Annotated in this window: 21 protein-coding genes and 1 tRNA gene; 14 read left to right on the top strand and 8 right to left on the bottom strand. The window is 45.1% G+C overall.

The window, feature by feature from the left end:
* Positions 1 to 2: 2 nt before the first annotated feature.
* From ICN46_RS05430 to ICN46_RS05415, 4 genes are all read left to right on the top strand, one after another.
* Positions 3 to 974, top strand: coding sequence for an acetyl-CoA carboxylase carboxyltransferase subunit alpha (locus ICN46_RS05430; protein WP_216205665.1), 972 nt, complete (start codon positions 3 to 5; stop codon positions 972 to 974).
* Positions 940 to 2,295, top strand: a complete 1,356-nt coding sequence (gene tilS, locus ICN46_RS05425) for a tRNA lysidine(34) synthetase TilS (RefSeq protein WP_216205662.1) — start codon at positions 940 to 942, stop codon at positions 2,293 to 2,295. Before ICN46_RS05430 ends, tilS begins: the two co-directional genes overlap by 35 nt.
* A 60-nt stretch (positions 2,296 to 2,355) precedes the next feature.
* On the top strand, positions 2,356 to 3,606 hold the full coding sequence (locus tag ICN46_RS05420) for an aspartate kinase (RefSeq protein WP_216205659.1): 1,251 nt from the start codon (positions 2,356 to 2,358) through the stop codon (positions 3,604 to 3,606).
* A gap of 90 nt (positions 3,607 to 3,696) precedes the next feature.
* Positions 3,697 to 3,791: transfer RNA gene (locus tag ICN46_RS05415), tRNA-Ser, on the top strand.
* A gap of 195 nt (positions 3,792 to 3,986) precedes the next feature.
* Here ICN46_RS05415 and ICN46_RS05410 read toward each other — a convergent pair.
* The 3 genes from ICN46_RS05410 to ICN46_RS05400 are packed head-to-tail and all read right to left on the bottom strand — an operon-like array spanning position 3,987 to position 7,327.
* Positions 3,987 to 4,949 (bottom strand): tripartite tricarboxylate transporter substrate binding protein, encoded by a 963-nt coding sequence (locus ICN46_RS05410; RefSeq protein ID WP_216205656.1) that lies wholly within the window; start codon positions 4,947 to 4,949, stop codon positions 3,987 to 3,989.
* Between the two features lie 20 nt (positions 4,950 to 4,969).
* Positions 4,970 to 5,821: a TauD/TfdA dioxygenase family protein gene (locus tag ICN46_RS05405; protein ID WP_216205654.1), complete on the bottom strand. Its 852-nt coding sequence runs from the start codon at positions 5,819 to 5,821 to the stop codon at positions 4,970 to 4,972.
* 48 nt (positions 5,822 to 5,869) lie between these two features.
* On the bottom strand, positions 5,870 to 7,327 hold the full coding sequence (locus tag ICN46_RS05400; protein ID WP_216205651.1) for an MmgE/PrpD family protein: 1,458 nt from the start codon (positions 7,325 to 7,327) through the stop codon (positions 5,870 to 5,872).
* 130 nt (positions 7,328 to 7,457) lie between these two features.
* Between ICN46_RS05400 and ICN46_RS05395 the strand changes: the two genes are divergently transcribed.
* From ICN46_RS05395 to ICN46_RS05365, 7 genes are all read left to right on the top strand, one after another.
* On the top strand, positions 7,458 to 8,663 hold the full coding sequence (locus ICN46_RS05395) for a Gfo/Idh/MocA family protein (RefSeq protein ID WP_216205648.1): 1,206 nt from the start codon (positions 7,458 to 7,460) through the stop codon (positions 8,661 to 8,663).
* 9 nt (positions 8,664 to 8,672) lie between these two features.
* The gene (locus ICN46_RS05390) at positions 8,673 to 9,629 is read left to right on the top strand and encodes a Bug family tripartite tricarboxylate transporter substrate binding protein (RefSeq protein ID WP_216205645.1); all 957 of its coding nucleotides are present in this window, start codon (positions 8,673 to 8,675) and stop codon (positions 9,627 to 9,629) included.
* Between the two features lie 351 nt (positions 9,630 to 9,980).
* Positions 9,981 to 10,277 (top strand): hypothetical protein, encoded by a 297-nt coding sequence (locus ICN46_RS05385; protein ID WP_216205642.1) that lies wholly within the window; start codon positions 9,981 to 9,983, stop codon positions 10,275 to 10,277.
* A gap of 59 nt (positions 10,278 to 10,336) precedes the next feature.
* On the top strand, positions 10,337 to 10,789 hold the full coding sequence (locus ICN46_RS05380) for a Smr/MutS family protein (RefSeq protein ID WP_216205640.1): 453 nt from the start codon (positions 10,337 to 10,339) through the stop codon (positions 10,787 to 10,789).
* Between the two features lie 43 nt (positions 10,790 to 10,832).
* Entirely contained in the window at positions 10,833 to 11,174 is a 342-nt protein-coding gene (locus ICN46_RS05375; RefSeq protein WP_216205638.1) for an ElaB/YgaM/YqjD family protein, read from the top strand.
* Between the two features lie 7 nt (positions 11,175 to 11,181).
* Entirely contained in the window at positions 11,182 to 11,550 is a 369-nt protein-coding gene (locus ICN46_RS05370; RefSeq protein ID WP_216205635.1) for a phage holin family protein, read from the top strand.
* Complete coding sequence (locus tag ICN46_RS05365) at positions 11,550 to 11,831, top strand: YqjK family protein (protein ID WP_216205631.1); 282 nt, start codon at positions 11,550 to 11,552, stop codon at positions 11,829 to 11,831. Before ICN46_RS05370 ends, ICN46_RS05365 begins: the two co-directional genes overlap by 1 nt.
* A gap of 7 nt (positions 11,832 to 11,838) precedes the next feature.
* On the opposite strand, the gene ICN46_RS05360 is transcribed toward ICN46_RS05365, so the two are convergent.
* Positions 11,839 to 12,357 carry an adenine phosphoribosyltransferase gene (locus tag ICN46_RS05360; protein ID WP_216205628.1) on the bottom strand — a complete coding sequence of 173 codons (519 nt, stop codon included), beginning with the start codon at positions 12,355 to 12,357 and terminating at the stop codon, positions 11,839 to 11,841.
* Positions 12,358 to 12,368: 11 nt separating this feature from the next.
* On the opposite strand from ICN46_RS05360, the gene ICN46_RS05355 reads away from it, so the two are divergent.
* Positions 12,369 to 12,932: a phosphorylase family protein gene (locus ICN46_RS05355; protein ID WP_216205626.1), complete on the top strand. Its 564-nt coding sequence runs from the start codon at positions 12,369 to 12,371 to the stop codon at positions 12,930 to 12,932.
* An 11-nt stretch (positions 12,933 to 12,943) separates the two neighbouring features.
* Positions 12,944 to 14,623: an AMP-binding protein gene (locus ICN46_RS05350; RefSeq protein WP_216205623.1), complete on the top strand. Its 1,680-nt coding sequence runs from the start codon at positions 12,944 to 12,946 to the stop codon at positions 14,621 to 14,623.
* 18 nt (positions 14,624 to 14,641) lie between these two features.
* Here ICN46_RS05350 and ICN46_RS05345 read toward each other — a convergent pair whose 3' ends face one another.
* From ICN46_RS05345 to ICN46_RS05335, 3 genes are all read right to left on the bottom strand, one after another.
* On the bottom strand, positions 14,642 to 16,393 hold the full coding sequence (locus tag ICN46_RS05345; RefSeq protein WP_216205620.1) for an IlvD/Edd family dehydratase: 1,752 nt from the start codon (positions 16,391 to 16,393) through the stop codon (positions 14,642 to 14,644).
* An 82-nt stretch (positions 16,394 to 16,475) separates the two neighbouring features.
* Positions 16,476 to 17,348 carry a transporter gene (locus ICN46_RS05340; protein ID WP_216205617.1) on the bottom strand — a complete coding sequence of 291 codons (873 nt, stop codon included), beginning with the start codon at positions 17,346 to 17,348 and terminating at the stop codon, positions 16,476 to 16,478.
* 9 nt (positions 17,349 to 17,357) lie between these two features.
* A complete protein-coding gene (locus tag ICN46_RS05335; RefSeq protein WP_216205612.1) occupies positions 17,358 to 17,891 on the bottom strand; it encodes a hypothetical protein in 534 nt (177 codons plus the stop codon).
* A 108-nt stretch (positions 17,892 to 17,999) separates the two neighbouring features.
* Here ICN46_RS05335 and ICN46_RS05330 point away from each other — a divergent pair, with 108 nt between their 5' ends.
* Positions 18,000 to 18,830: a peptidylprolyl isomerase gene (locus tag ICN46_RS05330; RefSeq protein WP_255538758.1), complete on the top strand. Its 831-nt coding sequence runs from the start codon at positions 18,000 to 18,002 to the stop codon at positions 18,828 to 18,830.
* A 3-nt stretch (positions 18,831 to 18,833) separates the two neighbouring features.
* On the opposite strand, the gene trhP is transcribed toward ICN46_RS05330, so the two are convergent.
* Positions 18,834 to 20,153, bottom strand: coding sequence for a prephenate-dependent tRNA uridine(34) hydroxylase TrhP (trhP, locus tag ICN46_RS05325; RefSeq protein WP_216205610.1), 1,320 nt, complete (start codon positions 20,151 to 20,153; stop codon positions 18,834 to 18,836).
* Positions 20,154 to 20,161 lie beyond the last annotated feature (8 nt).

The following is a 20,161-nucleotide window of genomic DNA, read 5'->3' as shown; positions in this document are numbered from 1 at the left end:
CTATGAAAACGACTTTCCTGGATTTTGAGCAGTCAATCGCCGAATTAGAGTCGAAGATTGAAGAGCTCCAATTTGTACAAGATGAATCATCGGTAGATATCTCTGATGAAATTAAAACGCTCTCTGAAAAAAGTCTACAGCTCACTAAAGATGTTTATGCCAATTTAACTCCGTGGCAGGTATCGCAAGTAGCGCGTCATCCTCAAAGGCCCTACACCCTTGATTATGTCAATGCCTTATTCACAGATTTTCATGAACTTCATGGGGATCGAAATTTTGCAGATGATCAGTCGATTGTTGCTGGCCTAGCTCGCTTTAATGATGAGCCTTGCATGGTGATAGGTCATCAAAAAGGTCGCGACACCAAAGAGCGTGCCTTAAGAAACTTTGGCATGAGCCGTCCTGAGGGTTATCGTAAAGCGATGCGTCTCATGCGTCTGGCGGAAAAATTTGGCCTACCAGTTTTCACCTTTGTTGATACACCGGGTGCATTCCCAGGAATCGACGCTGAAGAGCGTAACCAGTCAGAGGCGATTGGCCGTAATCTCTATGTGCAAGCTGAGCTAGAAGTTCCCATCATTGCTACGATTATTGGCGAGGGTGGTTCCGGAGGGGCATTGGCTATCGCAATGGGTGATGTCGTGTTGATGCTGCAAAATTCCACTTACTCAGTCATTTCGCCCGAAGGCTGCGCTTCTATTTTGTGGAAGACTGCAGAAAAAGCTCCTGAAGCAGCAGAACAGCTGGGCCTAACGGCGCAACGACTAAAGACCCTGGGTCTGATTGATAAAATTGTTCCGGAACCAACCGGTGGGGCACATCGCGATTACGACACCATGATGTTCAATATGCGCAAAGCATTGGCTGAATCTTTAAAAACTTTCCAGGGCATGAAAGTAGATGCGCTTTTAGAGCGTCGTCATGAGCGTTTGATGAGCTATGGTAAGTTCAAGGAAATCGAAAGCAAGTCCTAAGCCAAGCAAACGAATTGCGGTCGCCTTAAGTGGTGGCTTAGATTCGGTTGTATTGCTTGATATTGTCTGCCAAGCGCAGCAAAAAAATAAGTCAAATACCAAAACATTAAGTGAGGTCCCGGTCGAGATCTGGGCCTTTCACATCCACCATGGATTGCAAAAGGGTGCCGACCAATGGCTTCTATTTTGTGAGAAGCTGGCAAGCAAATACAAAATCCATTTTGACTTTCGACTATTGCACTTAGCTGACTCGAAAGTTGCCGGTAATGTTGAGGCTCGGGCAAGAGCGGGACGCTATGAGGCTTTAACTGATCTTTGTGTCGAGCATGGCATTAACGACCTATTATTGGCGCATCATCAAAATGATCAGGCTGAGACAGTGTTGTTGCAGCTTCTGCGTGGTGCAGGCGTTGCTGGCCTATCCGGTATGGGTGCGAATAAGGAGCTCGCGGTAACGGAGGATCAGGTTGCTAAGATTCATCTCCGGCGCCCATTACTAGATCAAAGCAGGGCAGACCTACAGACCTATGCAAAGCAACATCGGCTTAAGTGGATTGAGGATCCTAGCAACCAAGATATTCGCTATCGACGCAATGCACTTCGTAAACACATCATTCCGGGATTAGAAAAAATTCAACCTGATGCGATTGCCAATCTTGCCCGTAGCGCCCAGTTAATGGCGGATACACAAACTCTTCTGGACAGGCTCGCAAGGCAAGATGGTGAGGCGATTCTTCAAGAGAGCGGATTAAATTTAAAATTCCTTCTGAATTTAGCTAAGCAGGATTTACCTGCTGCGAACAACCTCATGCGCTATTGGCTAAAGCTAAATGACCTTGCAATGCCTTCGCGGGAGCGTCTTCAGTCTTGGTGGAGTGATTTGAGTAGGGTTAAGGCAGATTCACGCCTAGAGTGGCAGCATGATGAATCGACTATTCGACTTTGGCGTGGCCAATTGCGAGTCACCCCTCAAGTGGTTAATCCGGAAGAGGGTGGCAGTTGGGTATTTAGACCGATACCGGCGAGAAGTAAAGCCCCTGGCATTGCGGTTGAGTGGCTTGCGGATAGTCAAAAGCGGGGTGGCGTTGAGTTTAGGGCTCGCCAGGGTTCGGAGAAGTTTCAATTAAAACCTGGAACACCACGTAAAACCCTCAAGAACCTCTTTCAGGAGGGCGCTGTGGCGCCCTGGTTGCGTCAGGCGCCATTGTTATATATCGATGGAGAGCTGATAGCAGTAGCTGGTCTAGGGCTTAGTTATCCTCATCTGCAGGCATCTGGCAAGCGAGTGCTGCCTGAGTGGGTTCAAAACCCTGTAAAATAAGTCCTTTTTAGACCCTAGGGATTCATTTCCCTGCTACAGATAGTTAAATAGACAGTTTTTATGGCTCTTATTGTTCATAAGTACGGCGGCACCTCAATGGGATCTGTTGAGCGCATTCAAAACGTTGCTAAGCGCGTTGCTAAATGGATGCGTGCTGGACACCAGGTGGTAGTGGTTCCCTCTGCTATGTCTGGCGAAACCAATCGCTTACTCGGTTTGGCTAGAGATATCAACCCAGAAGCAAATCCCCGCGAGCTTGACCAAATCGCCTCTACTGGCGAGCAAGTTAGCTCTGGTCTATTGGCGCTCGCTTTATTGCGTGAAGGTGTTGATGCAGTTAGTTATGCGGGTTGGCAAGTCACCGTACATACCGACTCATCATTTACTAAAGCGCGCATTAAGTCGATTGATGACAAAAAAATTCTGGCCGATCTTGACGCCGGTCGTGCAGTAGTAGTGACAGGTTTTCAGGGTGTAGATCCTGAGGGTAATATTACGACTCTGGGGCGGGGTGGCTCTGATACCTCTGCCGTTGCAATGGCTGCTGCATTAAAGGCTGATGAGTGTTTAATTTATACCGATGTTGATGGTGTCTACACAACTGATCCACGCGTTTGCGAGGATGCACGGCGTTTGGACAAAATTACTTTTGAAGAAATGCTTGAAATGGCTAGCCTAGGTTCAAAAGTATTACAGATTCGTTCTGTTGAGTTTGCCGGTAAGTACAAAGTTAAAACCCGGGTTCTGTCTTCCCTGACAGATCCTTTGATGCCCCTCGATGTTGAGATGAAGTCGGGCACCTTGATTACATTTGAAGAGGACAGCACTATGGAAGCCGCCGTTATTTCCGGCATCGCCTTTGCGCGTGACGAAGCGAAAATTACCGTTCTTGGAGTTCCGGATCGTCCAGGCATTGCTTATCAAATCTTAGGCCCAATTGCTGATGCTAATATCGATGTTGATATGATCATCCAGAATCAGTCATACGAAGGTAAGACGGACTTTACATTTACTGTACCTCGTGCCGATTACCAAAAAGCCTTGGATTTACTCAAGAATAGCGTCCAAGCGCATATCGAGGCCAAAGAAATTACTGGCGATGCAAAGGTTTCTAAAGTTTCTGTCGTAGGCGTTGGCATGCGCTCCCATGTAGGTATTGCTAGCAAGATGTTCCGCACCCTCTCGGAAGAGGGTATCAATATTTTGATGATCTCTACCAGTGAGATCAAGATATCGGTTGTGATTGATGAGAAGTATATGGAGCTCGCTGTGCGAGCTTTGCATAAGGCATTTGAGCTTGACCAGAAGTAAAGATTTTTCAGTAAATAGCCAAAAAAGGCAGTAATCCCACCCTCAAGCGGTAATCCGTTAAACTGTGGGACGTTGTAAATGCATCAATACGGAGACGTGGCCGAGCTGGTCGAAGGCACTCCCCTGCTAAGGGAGCATCGGGGCTAAAACTCTGATCGGAGGTTCGAATCCTCTCGTCTCCGCCAAGTTATTGAGTATTTCAAAGGTATATGGGTGCAACATGCCTATTACCAAAAGCATTGCCAAAAACCACCTGCGGGTGGTTTTTTGTTTTGCATCACTTTTTTCAACAAGAGCTTGATTAAAGGACAGGTAAGTTCGATGCTATCTTTGAGGGTAGGTTGATTAGCACTAGGAAGGCTAATATAGAAAATATTAGTTTATTGATCGATACTAATTTCTGTATGTTTGAATGCAACTGCATATCGCTTTCGCTCTTCTTTAATGAACTTGGCAAACTCCGTTGGGTTGGTGCCAGCAGTCTCTCCACCAAGTGACGATACGAGATGTTTGAAGTTATCAGAATTTAACACTACTAAGGTTTCAGCATTTAGCTTGTTTAGAATTTCCGGGGGAAGATTTTTGGGTGCTATCAAGCCATACCAAGAGTAGGATTCAAAACTTGGTCCACCAGATTCTTTGACGGTCGGTGTATTGGGATAATCTGGACTGCGATTTTTGGTTGCTATTGCAAGCGCTTTAAGCTGACCAGAAGATACATAAGTCGGTGAGCTGGGTTGGGCTACCATCATGTCGATATTGCCTGCAATGGTATCTAACATAGCCTGAGAGCCTCCTTTATAAGGGACATGAGTGCCTTGCATATGAGCCATGCTAAAAAATAATGCGCCTGCAAGATGTTGTGATGAACCGTTGCCACCCGATCCATAGGTTATAGGTCTTGTTTTAGATAGGGCAATCAGATCTTTAACATTCTTTAATGGCAACTTAGGGTTTACTAAAATCAATTGGTTAAATTTCGCTAGTGAGGTCACTGGCGTAAAGTCGCGATCAGTATCGTATGGTAATTTTTTGTAAATTAACGGGTTTACAGCGTGCCCCATAGCAACTAACATCAGAGTGTAGCCATCATTAGGTGCGCCAGCGACAATTTCTGATGCAATGACGCCATTTGCACCAGGCTTGTTGTCCATCACTACTGGTTGCCCCCACGCCTGAGATAAATGCGTTCCAACTGCTCGAGCAATTTGGTCAGTGGTGCCACCAGCTACAAACGGAATAATTAATCGAATGGGTTTCTCGGGGTACTCCGCTTTTGCAGTTATCGAGAGGAAGCCAATGAAGACTGGTATGAAAAAACGCGTAATTGAAAAATCATGCAATTTATAAACTCCATCTATCACTACTGAAGGACATAGCCAGAGGGCGTCCCCAAAATAGTGGTTCTTTCTAGGTGGCGTATCTCAGACTCGTCGTAATCACCTAAAGCAAGGTGCATCGTGCAGCGGTTATCCCAAAACAATAATTCATTCGCTTGCCATTGGTGGCGGTACACAAATTGCGGTTTGCTGGCATGCCTGCATAAGTAATCTATTAAAGGCTTACTTTCGTCTTCTGTCATACCAACAAATGACTTTACCTTTTCTCCGATATAAAGCGCTTTTTTTCCAGTTTCAGGATGAATGCGCACAATGGGTTGTGCTACGGGTGGAATTAACTTTTTAGTCTCATCAATTCTATCTTGGCTTAAATCGATAATTTTCCTGGCGCTCGTATGGACGCCATGTAAATCACTGATTAAATTTTGCATTCCCTTTGATAGCTTCTCGTAAGCTAGCGTCATATTCGAAAACATCGTGTCGCCACCAACTGAAGGGACTTTGATGCTTCGCAGAATTGAGCCCATGGCTGGCGCTAGGGTAAAAGACATATCTGAATGCCACACCTGACCAGTATATTTAGAATCCGATGGCATACCATTTGGCTTGGGCTCATTAGTTACCATTAACAATTCGGAGTAATCTGGATGACGATCCCGAGGCAGAGATTCATGTTGGTCTAGTTCACCAAAGAGCTTGCTAAAGCCAATATGCTGTTCGCGACTAATATGTTGATCGCGAAATAATAAGATTCCGTATTTTAGGAATCCTGCGCGCACCAACTCGATTTGCTCTTTGGAAGGACTATCTTTAATTTTTAGACCTAGAACCTCAGCACCTAAGCTAAAGGATAGGGGTTTAAATTCAATAGTCATGAGCTATCTCCGCATGGCTTAAATTGACTCTAAATTTTTTTAGAGATCCTACGCTACTGTTGATTTGGCGAACTTGCCAGCACTTTGCAGTTCTGCCATACGCCAAGAGTCCGCTAGGAGAGTTTTGCAGCGAGCACGCGGCAGAATATCTTCGGTTAGATCCAAAAATTTCGCATCTAACTGCTCATTGGTCATCGGATTTTCAACACCACCAACAGCACTCTCAATGAACTTATTGAGAACTCGACCATCGTTGAGGGTAATAGTGACTTCACCAGATTTTTTCGGTAAAGATTTATCGATCTCGACAGTAATTTTGTTACGTAGGGCAATAGTCTTTGGACTCAATACAGCTGCATCAGAGTATTGTTTTTCGCCAGCGCGACCGTCAATGATGGCAATCGCAACAGAATGGTATACGCTGAATTTCCCTTCTAGACCAGTTTGTGGTGTTTTTTTACCAGTCAACTCTACAACATAGGGATTGGCTTTAATTAAGATCGATTTTATTTGGTCTGGCTTTAGTTTGTATTGGTCTCTTAATTGGATGGCAGCATCTAATGCCGGATGAATCACAATCCCGCAGGCAAAAGGTTTATAGGTATCCTTGGCTATTTCATAACGTGAACCAAGATCACCTAGCATCTCTTGATAGTCGCACTTAGTGCTCATTGCGGCAGCCCAGCCAATGCGAGATTCTATCATTTGGTTTGAGCTGGTAAAATTGCGTTGCGCCAAAAGGGCTGCAAAGAGTCCATTGGCAGCAGATCTACCAGGATTAAAGCTCTTGTTCATTGAGCCAAAAGAGTCTCTAAAGCCAACCTGCTGTGATGCGGCTAATCCAAGATTCCAAATCATTTGCTGCTCGCTGAGATTCATCAGTCGACCAACAGCTGCAGCAGCGCCTATGCAAGGGGCAGTACCCGAGACATGCCAGCCAATGTCAGCATGATTGGGGGCTAATGCATTAGAAAGTCGAATACTGTATTCCACGCCTAGATAGAAGGCGTTCATGAACTCACGTCCGGTCACAGGTTTAATTTCTGAATACGCTAGTAATGCAGAAGCAATAGGGCCGGCAGCATGAACATTCGTAACGAGGTGAGTATCATCAAAATCAAACACATGGCTACTTACGCCGTTGATAAATGCGGCATTAAGTGCATCAAATCGTTCTTTTCTGCCCAAGACGGTTGCCTGACTAGATCCGGAAACTGGCCTGAGGGCATCAATCGAAATTTCCACGGCCTCATGGCGACAGCTGCCGACTGTAACGCCAATATAGTTAACAAATGCCCTGGATGCCTCCCTTTTAATATTGGCTGGCAAATCATCATATTTTGTTTTGAGAGCATATTGCGCCAATATTCTTGTTGCATCTTTACCGTTTTCAAAAGTAGTAGCTTGCTCCGCTGCCGCAGAAAATATTGTGTATCCCGGCAAAGCCATTGCAGCGATTCCGGTTGCGCTAGATTTTAAAAAAGATCTTCTTTGCTTGCTGTTCATATTGTTGTCTCCGGCTTTATGTTTTATTTTTACTGCAGGGAAAAAATTAAACGCTTGTATAAATATACCAATTCTGATGCTATCCTACCTGAGTTGACTGTCAACTTCATTCGGATGGCTGGTTACATAAATGTTGCTGAGCAGCATTTACAGGCCTTTGCATTATTGTTTAGTATCAGACGTATTAAAAATATTGATTCGATATAAAAAAGATAGTGCTGATCGATTATTTGATTGGGATCGGCACGGCAAGGAAATCATGAAGACACAAAAACAAATTGGCTTAGCCATCATTGGCTCTGGGCGTATTGGCACATTGAGGGCAAAGTTAGCAAAGATGCATCCATCGGTTGGCTACATTGCGGTTTCCGATGTGAACCCTGAAGCTGCAGAAAAATTAGCCAAAACAGTTGGCGCTGATTTTTGGAGTGTTGATAGTAATGAGGTGATGACAAGACCCGAGGTCAATGCCATTGATATCGCCACCCCAGAGCACGAACACACTAAACCCTTGCTGGCTGCTCTAGAGCTTGGATTTCCGGTGCTGGTGGAGAAACCCATAGCTCTCCTAGAGTCAGATGCTGATTTGGTTTTGAAGAGGGCTCAACAATTAAATAGCGACTTACATATTGGCTATAGCCGACGCTATAAAAATCGCTATTTGATTGCTAAAGAACAAATTGTGCAAGGGCGCTTAGGAACTATTACGGGAGCATGCGCGCGCCTCTACAATTCTCGTTCGCAATGTTTTGCCATGCTCAAGCGCAATAAGGGTGCAACACCTGTAGTGGATGCGCTGACTTATTACGTTGATTTGATGGGCTGGTTGATGGCTAACAATCCTGTAACCGAAGTCTTCGCTAAGGGTCAAAAGGGCATTATCCATGCGGCCGGATACGATACAGAAGACGTGACTTGGGCGATCTTGACTTGTAAAGACGGCGCAGTCGTGAACTTGGGTGTCAGTTACGCCTTGCCAGAAAAATGGCCTTCAGTTGGGCACAGTGCCCGCGTTGAACTTTTGGGCACTCACGGCACGCTGCTGATTAATGACGACCATACAGATCAGATTATGCAAACTGAGTTGGGTTTTCCACATGTATATCTCTCTGATCACAAGATTGAAACCGTCTTTTTGGAAAGTTCCACTCCTGGGGACTGGGCCTTGGGAGATTTTCTTGGCCCCATTGCTGATGAGACAAGAGCTTGGCTTGACTACGTCTCAACTGGTAAGCCATGCAACCTAGCAAAGCCAGAGGATGCTAGACGCACACTTGCGGTTACCTTAGCCATCGAAGAATCTGCCAGAACTGGCAAAACCATTTACCTAAAATAAGACTATATTTTGAAAGCTATTTTTTTTGGACTCATGCTTGCCCTAGGCTGTGGCTTTGCAAACGCTGCCTATCCCGATAAACCAATTCGTTTGATTGTTGCCTATCCACCTGGTGGTGGTACGGACATTATTGCTAGACTGATTGCTCCTGAGCTTTCCAGAAAATTAGGTCAACCCATTGCAATTGAAAATCGCGGCGGGGCTAGTGGCAATATTGGTACAGAAGCGGTTGTGAATTCTGCACCCAATGGTTATACGCTTTTGATGGGGAATGTTGCACCCAACGCCATTAACGTCAGTATCTTCAAGAAGCTTCCATACAACCCTGAAAAGGATCTGGCTCCGATTTCGTTGGTGGCAATTACCCCAAATATCTTGGTTTCCAACCTTAATGTTCCAGTTAAATCCGTAGCTGATCTCTTGGCATTGGCTAAAGCCTCCCCTGGAAAAATCAACTACCCATCAGCAGGAAACGGCTCTTCATCCCACTTGGCAGGTGTCTTATTTGATTCCATGGGTGGGGTAAGCATGACCCATGTCCCTTATAAAGGGGGCGGTCTTGCCATGAATGATCTCTTAGGTGGGCAAGTGGATATCTTCTTTGCCACCATGCCTGCAGCCATGCCTTTTGTTAAATCTGGTCAGCTGAGGCCTATTGCTGTCACTTCTGAAAGATCCTCGTTGGCGATGCCAAGTTTGCCGACTATTTCTGATTCTGGTCTTCATGGTTATAGTGCCACTACCTGGTATGGTTTGTATGCACCCAAGGGTACGCCGCCTGAAATTATCAATCGTATTAATCAAGTCACCCTTGAGGTACTGAAAATTCCTGAATTAAGGGAGCAGTTGATTCAGAGGGGATTTGAACCGGTTGGTAACTCACCCAAAGAATTTGCTAACTTTATTTCTTCCGAGATTGTTAAATGGGCAAAGGTAGTTAGGATTGCCGGCATAGAACCCGAGTAGTCGTAGCCTCTTTCTTCTCCTTCCTTTTCAGATTTAAAGCCCCTCTGCGGGGCTTTTTCTTTTTGGGTTTCCTTACACATCGATGCAGAAAAACGACAATAATAAATTATTGTTCACAACTTCACAACTTCACTACTTCTGTGGTATAGTATTTACATGGAAGGAGTGTTATGAAAAGACTGGTGCCAAAAACCCATCAAGCAATTGAGTGGGTAGGGAAGGGAATGAGTGCAGCCCAGGCGGCGAGAAAGATGGAAATCTCGGAATCAAGTGTTTACGCAGCACTCAGAAAACTAAAAGCGAAGGATTTAGGTTGTTGTCCAACATGCGGTCAAAAAGTTAGGAAATAAAATGAAAAAGACATTACTAGCAGGTGTTTGTATATCAGTGGCAGCCTTTGCATTTGCCAATACGACAACAGATTCATCGGCGCTGATGACTCAACAGTGCAGACTATCGGCGGAGACGGTCGCTACCCTGAAGAATCTACAGTATGGAAATACGGCCATTCGCAAAGATGTTGGAAGTTTGATTTCGGCAACGCTCAAGGTGCAAGACAATAGAGAGGAAGCGCAAAAGGCGATGAACTTGATGGTTGACGACAAGGCAAAAGATGCCAGCACCTTAGAGATGAAGTATTGCTCTTAAACCGTCATCGCTGCCTGTGGATTCTCCAGGGTTGATATTGCTGGTGTGGGTATAACTAAATGAAGCAGTCATTTAATTGCCCTGAGTGTGGCAATGCTCGGCATTGGATGGGCGCTTGTCAGCATTGCGGAAGTCAAGCAATGCCAGAGTCATTGAGTGATACGCTAGAGATTAACTTGAAGCGTGGCGGACCCAGTGCGGAAGAGGCTTTAGACAGACTGACTCACCAATTACGCAGAGCTAGTGAGCTTGGTATCAAGGTTGTTCTATTGGTTCATGGGTATGGATCAAGCGGCGAGGGTGGCCACATTAAAAGGGTAATACGTGAGGCTCTAGATAATAACTATTTCTCAGACCGAGTTACTGACTATTATTGTGGTGAAGATTTGGCCTATGGAAGCGAGTTGTACCAAGCTTTATTGCGCAGGCGACCAAGCATAAAGCATCATCTACAGTCATCTAAGCATGGAAACGCCGGGTTAACCATTTTATTGTTGGGTGCAAGCTCGTAAATGCTTAGAATGGGTTAACCAGTCATTTTTCGAAAGCAGGGCTATGACAGCTAAAAAAAATTCAGATAAGCTTGAGCATAATCAATCAGATATCAATCCAGAGCAATTGGTGAGCGACTTTAAGGCGCTTATGAGCGATGCTGAGGCCTTGATTAAGGCAACAGCTGGACAGGAGGATGGCATGATAGCTTCCATTCGCTCTAAAGCGCTCGAGACCTTATCGAGCGCAAAGGAGAGTCTCTCAAATACTGAAGATGCTTTTACAGAAAAGGTGAAGCTTGCCGCCGAGGGTGCGGATGATTTTGTTCATCGGAACCCCTGGGAGGCTATTGGAGTAGCCGCAGGTCTGGGCTTATTAATTGGCCTATTTATTCGACGCCGCTAGGAAAAGAATGTCACAAGAAAACTTGCTTTCATCGCTGAAGAATTTGCTGGCCACTGGTACATCAATCGCACAAACCCGTCTTGAGCTTATTTCTACCGATGTACAAATTGCCAGAAGTCGATTCATTAGCTTATTGGTAATGATTATATTTGCCCTATTTTTTCTTTTTTTTGGGCTTGTGATGTTCGCATTATTAATCGTCATTTATAGCTGGGAGTCGAATCGCATTTTCGCCTTAACTTTATTGGCGAGTGGCTTCTTGATAATAGGTTCGATCTTAGCCGCTCTAGTTTTGCAATCACTCAGAACTATGCCTAAGTTATTTGAGGCAACAATCGATGAGTTACAAAGGGATCGCGAGGAGCTTTCAAAGTAATGAACTCAAAACTAAAAGCTTTGCAGCAACGCCGAGTAGCGCTACAAGACAGAGCCGCGCTTGAGCGTCGTAATTTATCTCTGCATTTTGAGCCTTGGCAAAAGCCTCTGACTTGGGCTGACAAAGGAATTGATGCTGTTAATTTTATAAAAAGCAACCCCATTGTTTGGAGTACTGCTTTTGCAGCACTTGCGCATTACAAACCAAAACTTGCTAGCAAGACTCTTGCAATCGGCTGGGGGGCACTCAAACTCTTAAAAGGTGCCAAGAGTATTCTTTAGCGTCTATTTAGGCGACCAGCAAGGTGCGACTTGTAATGCCGTTCTCTTTTAGGATGTTGGAGCCGTTTAATCCTGCAATTTCCAGCAACGTCAGTGCACCACAAACTTCAAATCCAGCGCCCTTGAGTAATTTGTGTGCCGCGACTAATGTTCCCCCGGTAGCCAGCACATCATCTATTAACAAGACTCTGGCATCCTTTGTAAGGGCCGATTGCTGGAATTCCAATGAGTCTTGACCATATTCAAGTCCATAAGTCTGCCTGTGGCTCGCTAAGGGTAATTTATTTGGTTTTCTGGCTAAAGCCAGTCCTTTGTGAGCGTAGTGAGCTAGAGCAGAGCCAAAGATAAAGCCCCGAGATTCAATGCCTAAAATGTGGGTGTAATCAAAAGACTTGGCTAGCTCATTCAGTTGCCTAATGGCCTCTTGGAAGGCGATTGGACTGGCCAATAATGGAGAGATATCCCTAAAGAGGATGCCCGGCTTTGGGAAGTCAGGCACACCAGGTAGATAATCTAATAAATTCATAATTTGCCGACATGAAAAATCAATTACTCATTATTGCCGCATTAGAGTCTGAACTCAAGCATGAATTCCTTCCGCATGGGGTGAAGATTGCCTACTCTGGGATTGGTAAGATCAATGCCGCACTGACTACGCTCAAGGCCGCACAAGAATTCCAACCCAAAAGAATCTTAAATTTTGGGACTGCTGGAAAAGTCAATCCTAGTGTGCAGGGATTGCTGGAGATTGCTCGAGTCATTCAGCGTGATATGCAAACCGAACCACTTGCGCCGAGAGGAAAAACCCCGTTTTGCCCGAGACCATTTGAATACTTTTCTTTGGGCGGCAACTATGTATGTGGCACTGGGGATAGTTTTGTAACGGCGCATGATCCTTGGCTACATACTCAAAGGGTTGATGTGGTTGATATGGAGCTATTTGCGATTGCGGCTGTTGCGTACCAATTGAATATTCCTTGGCAAGCCTATAAATACATAACAGATAATGCCAATAAAGATGCTGGAAAAGATTGGGGTGAAAAGGTGAATCATGGCCAAGAGCTTTTTTTAGAAAAGCTGAGTGAGATCGTAAAGGATTGATTGGATTGGGTATGAATTCTGAAAAGCCTTGGTTAAAACACTACCCCGAAGGAGTTCCTCACGATATTGATCTGAAGAAATATTCCTCATTGGTGGATATTTTTGAGGAATCTTTTAGACGCTACCCCAATCGCCATGCTCTAGAGACTATGGGCAAGCCTTTGACTTACCGTGAGCTAGATCAGATGTCGAGAAATTTTGCAGGATATTTGCAGACATTAGAGTTAGAGCCGGGATCTCGGGTAGCCATCATGTTTCCTAATGTTGCGGAATATTTGGTGGCTATGCTAGGTACGCTCCGTGCAGGATTGGTAGTTGTGAATATCAATCCTCTTTACACATCCAGAGAACTTGAATATCAACTGAAGGATAGCGGTGCATCTGTCCTCGTAATCTTGGATAACTTCTGCCACACATACCAGCAGATCGAAAGTCAAGGCGCATTGAAGAAGGTGATTGTCAGTAGTCTTGGTGAGCTACTTAGTCTAAAGGGTTTATTCATCAATTTTGTTGCACGCAAATTCAAAAAGCTTGTGCCGGCTTGGAATTTCCCCTGCATTAAATTTAAAGAGTCATTGAATCTTGGTAGGGAGCACGCCTTTGTTAGGCCCAATATTGGCCTAAATGACTTAGCTTTTTTACAATATACCGGCGGGACGACTGGAGTTTCAAAAGGTGCCATGTTGCTCCATAAAAATATTCTTGCAAATGTATTGCAAATTGAATCATGGCTAGAGCCTGGCCTAAAGCATGCCAAAGTCGAACAATTGGTTATTTTGTGCGCGCTTCCGCTAACCCACATTTTTGCTTTAACAGCTTGCGCTTTACTCGGTATCCGTAAGGGTGGTTTATTGATTTTAGTGCTTAACCCAAAAGATATTGCTGGGTTTATTAAGTTGCTCATACGCCATCCTAATATCAATATCTTTCCAGCTGTGAATACACTGTTTCATGCACTCATTCACCGACCCGATTTTTTACGAGTCAAACTCCCTAATTTACTGGTTACCATCGGGGGTGGTATGGCCGTTCAAAAGAAAACAGCCGACTTATGGCAAAAACTCACTGGCGTTCCAATTGCACAAGGCTATGGTTTATCCGAAACTTCCCCGGTAGTTTGTGTCAACACGCCTTTAGTTGAGGGCTTTAATGGGACTATTGGTTTACCTATGCCCGGTACCGATATTGCAATTCTAGATGACGACGGAATTGAGGTGGCAAATGGCTCTCCTGGAGAAATTTGCATCAAGGGTCCCCAAGTGATGGCGGGTTACTGGAATCAGGTTGAAGAAACAAAACGCTTTACCACCACAGATGGATTCTTTAAATCAGGCGATATAGGCATCATGGATGATGACGGGTACATCACAATTGTTGATCGCAAGAAGGATATGATTGTTGTCGCTGGGTTTAAAGTTTTCCCCAATGAAATTGAGGATGTTTTATCGCGGATGATAGGTGTTCGAGAGTGTGCTGTGATCGGCACTCCACATCGTAAGCTTGGAGAGGTAGTCAGTGCTTATATTGTCAAAGAGAGCGAAGATCTGAGTGAGGAACAGGTCGTTCTGTACTGTAAAGAGCAAATGACCAGCTACAAGCGTCCGAGAAAAATTATCTTTGTTCAGGACCTTCCAAAATCAAATGTTGGTAAGATCTTGCGCCGGGAATTAAGAGCGCTTAAAGTTGAGTGAATATTGCCGGCCTTGACTTTATTTCTGGGGGGTTTTACCAACCATCTTAGCGGCCCGTAAAAAATCAAAATCAACGCCTTTGTCCGCTTGTGTAACAGTATCTAAAAATAATTTCTTATAGCCGCGATCTGCGGTCGGTTCGGTGATGGGGTTATCTTTCATACGTTTGGCCAGTTCTTCATCAGAAATCAGAAGGCTAATTTCGCGGTTTTTCACGCTCAAACGTATCCGGTCACCATTGCGCACATGTGCTAACGGACCGCCAATAGCCGATTCTGGCGTCACATGCAAAACAATCGTGCCAAATGCAGTACCACTCATACGACCGTCGGAGATGCGAACAATATCTTTAACGCCAGCCTGTGCTAGTTTCAGCGGAATTGGGATATAGCCAGCTTCAGGCATTCCAGGCGCTCCTTTGGGTCCGATATTCTTCAGGACCAAGATATCATCAGCCGTGACATCGAGATCTAGACTATCAATACGCGTCACTAAATCTTCAGCATTTTCAAACACTACCGCACGACCTTCATGCTCCATGAGTTTTTCATCGGCTGCAGATTGCTTAATGATTGCGCCACCCGGCGCCAAGTTCCCGCGAAGAACGACAATGCTGCCACGCGGATAAATGGGGTCATCAAATTTTCTAACAACATCTTGTGGAAAACTAGGCGGTGCTGCATTTATCTCTTCGCCTAATGTTCTGCCAGTAACAGTCAGGGCATTGAGTTTGAGTAAGGGCTTTAGCTCGCGTAGGAGGGTGGCCATACCGCCAGCATCATGGAAGTTTTCCATATAGTGGTCACCAGAGGGCTTTAGATCCAACAAGACTGGGGTCTCATCACCCATTTTGTCTAGGGCATCTAAGTCGATTTCTAGGCCCATACGTCCGGCAATGGCAGCTAGATGAACGATACCGTTTGTGGACCCACCAATGGCCAGCAAAACCCGCATAGCATTTTCAAACGCATCTGCAGTTAATATCTTATCGATGGTTAAACCATCTCTTGCCATTTGTACGGCGAGCGTACCAGTCTCTTCTGCAATTCGAACTCTATCGGCAGTAACTGCCGGCGGTGATGCACCGCCTGGGACTGTCATGCCTAAAGCTTCTGCAATGCAGGCCATTGTGCTGGCTGTTCCCATGACGGAGCAGGTGCCAACGCTAGCAACCAATTGGTCATTAACTTCGTCTTTCTGCTGCTCATCAATTTCACCCGCGCGAAATTTACCCCAGTAACGACGGCAATCAGTGCATGCACCAACACGTTCATTGCGATGTGATCCAGTCAGCATTGACCCGGTAATCAGTTGTATTGCAGGCAAACCGGCAGAAGCTGCACCCATCATTTGCGCCGGAACGGTTTTATCGCAACCGCCAATCATGACCACCGCATCCATCGGCTGAGCACGTAGCATTTCCTCTGTGTCCATTGACATCAGGTTCCGTAAATACATGCTGGTTGGTGCTGCAAAGCTTTCATGAATTGAAATTGTTGGAAATTCCATTGCCAACCCACCAGACAACATGACACCACGCTTAACCGCTTCAATTAGAGCGGGCATATTGCCATGACAGGGGTTGTATGCGCTGCCTGTATTAATAATGCCGATGACTGGTCGGTCTAGAGCGCTATTGGTGTAGCCGGCGCCTTTGATAAAGGCTTTGCGTAAAAACAGTGAAAATCCCTTATCGCCATAACTAGTGAGACCTTTGCGTAAACCGCTTTCGGGATTGCTTGGAAGCGTTTTCTTTGGTTCATTGCTCATGATGGTCATTAGCCTCAAATAACTATATTTAGGGGGTTTAGCAGTCTTTACTGATTTTAGCTATTTTGCGCTATCTCAGTATTTATAGACCAGGACCCCAACGATATTGCCATGCCATACCAAACAGGTCATAGTTGTTACTCGTTCTGGAGTATGCCCCAGTGCTGGCATAGAACTTAATGGCATTGTGTTTGTCGATTGGAGTGGAGAAGGTTCCACCGAAGCGCCAATTCTCTTGGGGTACTCCTGACGATGTGCCATTGATAGAGGTTTGACCACCCGTGAAATAGTTTGCGTCTACCGATAGCCATGCCGTTGACGGTAGATAGTAAATTACATGGCTCTCGACAGAATAAATCGGAGCTTGTGAAAGAGAATTTCCTCCGACAAAATTCTGATTATCGGTGAAGATCGTAGCGGCACCAGCCAACTCAAATCGCCATGAATCAATGGCTTTTGAGCCGCCTAATCCAGGTTGAATAAACCAGCGATTAGCCCCAACATTTAACAGTTGATTGCTATCATATTTTCCCCATGGTATGGAAGCAGCCAAACTCATACCAATGATGAGATCTTGTTTGTAATTCTTAAAATCTTCAGAAGAGAGTGCTGGTGCACCATAAAGATTTACCGAGGCTCTAATCATAGGGTCGGATAAACCCTCTGAGGAAGCGTTGATTGATTGGCCACCATTTTTTGCTGAGCCAGATAGCTCGGCATAGGGCAGCACGATGCCGAGCTTTGCTGATTGGCCGCCAATATCGAAAATATGGGCGTATGAGAGTACCTCACTAGTGAGTTTGTACTGAGCACTTTTGGCTTGGCCAATTCCACCAGAAACAAAGTTCAATCCGATTGGCGCATTTGAATATGCCCGTGGTTCTATTTCTTGCCCAAAAGATACCTTTGTCGCGATGCATAGCACGAGAACAATAAAGCATTTCTCAAAGGACATCTTCAATGGCTAGCGAGGTCTTTTAGGGCCAAACATTATTTCTGCAACCGTTGCATTTCCTAAGGCTAGTTTCATCCCCGAAAACAATAGATAGGGCCATATGATGAGCCAATAGACGATCGATAGGGCTAGAACATATAGAGGATCGGCATGACCAAAGGAGGCTAGTGATTCTACAAAATTTCTGCCATGGATAAGGCCATCAACTCCGGACTCTAGGTAGCTAAAGATTAATACGATAGCTGAATACACTAGCGATTCAGTAAATAGCGATGGAACAATGCCATATTTTTTATTAACAGTAATGGGATAGGCGGCTTGACCTAGTAGCATAAATTTTGCACAAATACCTGCTTTAATCATGGCTAGGCCAAATATCGTTAAATGGATTGGCCTCTCTCTCAAGGCAGTTTCTGCCAAAAAGGTAATGGCACAGAACCACGTACCTAAATAGAGTGTTAAACGGATAGCTTTTTGAAATTCGTTTACTACACGTCTTTTGAGATTCGGTGGTGCATCTTTGGTGGGGTTGCTTGAGTTCATTCGATGATTGTAAGTGCTAAAAGGTGTTTTCCAGAAACTTGGAAAGTTTGTGCAATGCAGGTTTCAATTAGCGTCCTTACGGCTGTTAATATATAGATTCAACCCTTATTGAAAGTATTTTTGATGAAAATTCTGTGCTCTAGACTCGTTGTGGCATGCGTTGCAATTGCAGCGTTTTCTGGTACGGCTTTATCCCAAGCTCTCCCTTCTAATGCTGCAGCTAGCGTTAATGGGAGCCTTATTACTAACGATGCAGTGGAGCAGGGTATTCAGATTGCTTTATCCCAGGGTCAAAAAGACTCACCGGAATTACGCAATGCAGTGCTCGGAAAATTAATTGAAATTGCTCTTTTATCTCAACAGGCTGAGCGTGATGGCGTAGCAAACTCTGATAAGGCTAATTATCAGTTGGCCCAGATACGCCAAAACTATTTGGCCGATCTTGAGTTGGCGACTTTTACTGCACAAAACCCAGTGACCGATAGCGATATTTCAGCGGCATACAACCAGCAAGTTGCCTCGCTCGGACCCCAGGGTCTTATCGTTGAATATAAAGTCAGTGATATAGCGGTTGCGACTGAAGAAGATGCAAAGGCCGGTTTGGCCAGAATTAAAAAGGGTGAGTCATTCGACAAGGTTGCCAAAAGTATTTCTTTGGCACCCAACAAAGTTCAAGGTGGTGCAGTGGGATGGGTTCAATTGGGTCAGGTTGCACCTCAGATCTCATCTGTTTTAGTGGCCCTTTCAGTTGGTCAAGTTTCACCGTTGCCGATTAAGATGCCGCAGGGTTGGTACCTTGTTAAGTTGGAGGATAAAAAATCGAGCAAGCCACCAACACTAGACCAGGCAAAGGCATCTATTCGTGCTGGCTTAAATCAGAAAAAACAATTTGAATATTTAAATCAACTAAGGCAGGGTGCCAATATCGTTGTTCAGTAAGGACTAATCAACCGAACAACTCTCCTGGCCATTGCAGCAAGAGCTTGCCTCGACTTTTGCTGGCTCGTTAGTGTATCTGGCAATATAGGCATGCTTACTTGTTAATGGCAGTTGCGCCCAAACAAAGTGGCCTGAGCCAGGAGCAACCTGAATGGATTCACCCTTCATATTCCACATGCTCTCTAGGATCAAATCTTGATTGCCTTGTGGCTCGATGATCTCTAATTTATCGCCAACTGAAAAGCGATTTTTCACATCAATCTTGACTCGACCAGATGCAGGGTCTATTTCAAGAGTTTCGCCAACATAAAGACTTCTGCCCGAAAGGGAGTAGCCTCTCATGTACAACTGATATTCCTTATCATGGTGGCGTTCATAAAAGCCATCCGTGTAGCCACGATTTGCTAAACCCTCTAAGTTCCCGAGCAGCGCAGTATTAAATGGTTTGCCTTGTACGGCATCGTTAATTGCCGTCCGATACGATTGGCATGTACGCGCAACATAGTAAGGAGATTTAGTGCGACCCTCAATTTTGAAAGAATCAACTCCCATGGCGGTAAGTCTTTCTATATGCTCAACTGCTCGTAAGTCTTTGGAGTTCATGATGTAAGTGCCATGCTCGTCTTCTTCCATTGGCATTAAATCATCTGGCCGTTTGCCTTCCTGTATTAGGACCACATCACCGCTCGCAGTTTCTTTAGCGGGTTTAACTTTGTAGTCCCAACGGCATGCATTGGTACAGGCACCCTGATTTGAATCTCGATGAGACATATAGCCGGAGAGTAAGCAGCGACCTGAGTAGGCGATACATAAAGCCCCATGTACGAAGACTTCAAGCTCCATTTCTGGGCAATCTTGGCGCACTTCTTCGATCTCATCAAAAGAAAGTTCGCGAGACAAAATTACTCTACTGATACCAACTGAGCGCCAAAATTTAGCAGAAGCCCCATTAACTGTATTGGCCTGCACTGATAAATGAATCGGCATCTCTGGCCATGCTTCGCGAGCCATCATGATGAGGCCTGGATCGGACATGATGAGGGCGTCTGGTTTGAGAGCGACGACCGGAGACATGTCTTTGATGTATGTACGGGTTTTGGCACCATGCGGGAGTAGATTGGATACCAAATAAAACTTTTTGCCCAAATCATGGGCCGTATCAATGCCTTGTTTAAGCACTTCAATTTTGCCAAAGTCATTATTGCGCACTCGCAAGGAGTAGCGTGGCTGACCCGCATAAATAGCATCAGCGCCAAAATTAAAAGCTGTTTGCAGCATGTCAATGCTGCCTGCAGGAGCAAGGAGTTCTGGGATTTTAGTCATTGCGCTAT

The organism is Polynucleobacter sp. Latsch14-2 (assembly GCF_018881925.1).
In the GTDB taxonomy this organism is placed as follows: Bacteria; Pseudomonadota; Gammaproteobacteria; order Burkholderiales; family Burkholderiaceae; genus Polynucleobacter.
The sequence above is the reverse complement of the archived record's forward strand: the minus strand, read 5'-3'. Positions and strand labels throughout refer to the sequence as shown.

Excerpts from the sequence above, each read along its gene's own strand:
- ICN46_RS05430 (WP_216205665.1), top strand. The coding sequence starts at position 3 with ATGAAAACGACTTTCCTGGATTTTGAGCAGTCAATCGCCGAATTAGAG.
- tilS (WP_216205662.1), top strand. The coding sequence starts at position 940 with ATGGTAAGTTCAAGGAAATCGAAAGCAAGTCCTAAGCCAAGCAAACGA.
- ICN46_RS05420 (WP_216205659.1), top strand. The coding sequence starts at position 2,356 with ATGGCTCTTATTGTTCATAAGTACGGCGGCACCTCAATGGGATCTGTT.
- ICN46_RS05405 (WP_216205654.1), bottom strand. The coding sequence starts at position 5,821 with ATGACTATTGAATTTAAACCCCTATCCTTTAGCTTAGGTGCTGAGGTT.
- ICN46_RS05400 (WP_216205651.1), bottom strand. The coding sequence starts at position 7,327 with ATGAACAGCAAGCAAAGAAGATCTTTTTTAAAATCTAGCGCAACCGGA.
- ICN46_RS05395 (WP_216205648.1), top strand. The coding sequence starts at position 7,458 with ATGTTGCTGAGCAGCATTTACAGGCCTTTGCATTATTGTTTAGTATCA.
- ICN46_RS05385 (WP_216205642.1), top strand. The coding sequence starts at position 9,981 with ATGAAAAAGACATTACTAGCAGGTGTTTGTATATCAGTGGCAGCCTTT.
- ICN46_RS05380 (WP_216205640.1), top strand. The coding sequence starts at position 10,337 with ATGAAGCAGTCATTTAATTGCCCTGAGTGTGGCAATGCTCGGCATTGG.
- ICN46_RS05375 (WP_216205638.1), top strand. The coding sequence starts at position 10,833 with ATGACAGCTAAAAAAAATTCAGATAAGCTTGAGCATAATCAATCAGAT.
- ICN46_RS05370 (WP_216205635.1), top strand. The coding sequence starts at position 11,182 with ATGTCACAAGAAAACTTGCTTTCATCGCTGAAGAATTTGCTGGCCACT.
- ICN46_RS05365 (WP_216205631.1), top strand. The coding sequence starts at position 11,550 with ATGAACTCAAAACTAAAAGCTTTGCAGCAACGCCGAGTAGCGCTACAA.
- ICN46_RS05360 (WP_216205628.1), bottom strand. The coding sequence starts at position 12,357 with ATGAATTTATTAGATTATCTACCTGGTGTGCCTGACTTCCCAAAGCCG.
- ICN46_RS05355 (WP_216205626.1), top strand. The coding sequence starts at position 12,369 with ATGAAAAATCAATTACTCATTATTGCCGCATTAGAGTCTGAACTCAAG.
- ICN46_RS05350 (WP_216205623.1), top strand. The coding sequence starts at position 12,944 with ATGAATTCTGAAAAGCCTTGGTTAAAACACTACCCCGAAGGAGTTCCT.
- ICN46_RS05345 (WP_216205620.1), bottom strand. The coding sequence starts at position 16,393 with ATGAGCAATGAACCAAAGAAAACGCTTCCAAGCAATCCCGAAAGCGGT.
- ICN46_RS05340 (WP_216205617.1), bottom strand. The coding sequence starts at position 17,348 with ATGTCCTTTGAGAAATGCTTTATTGTTCTCGTGCTATGCATCGCGACA.
- ICN46_RS05335 (WP_216205612.1), bottom strand. The coding sequence starts at position 17,891 with ATGAACTCAAGCAACCCCACCAAAGATGCACCACCGAATCTCAAAAGA.
- trhP (WP_216205610.1), bottom strand. The coding sequence starts at position 20,153 with ATGACTAAAATCCCAGAACTCCTTGCTCCTGCAGGCAGCATTGACATG.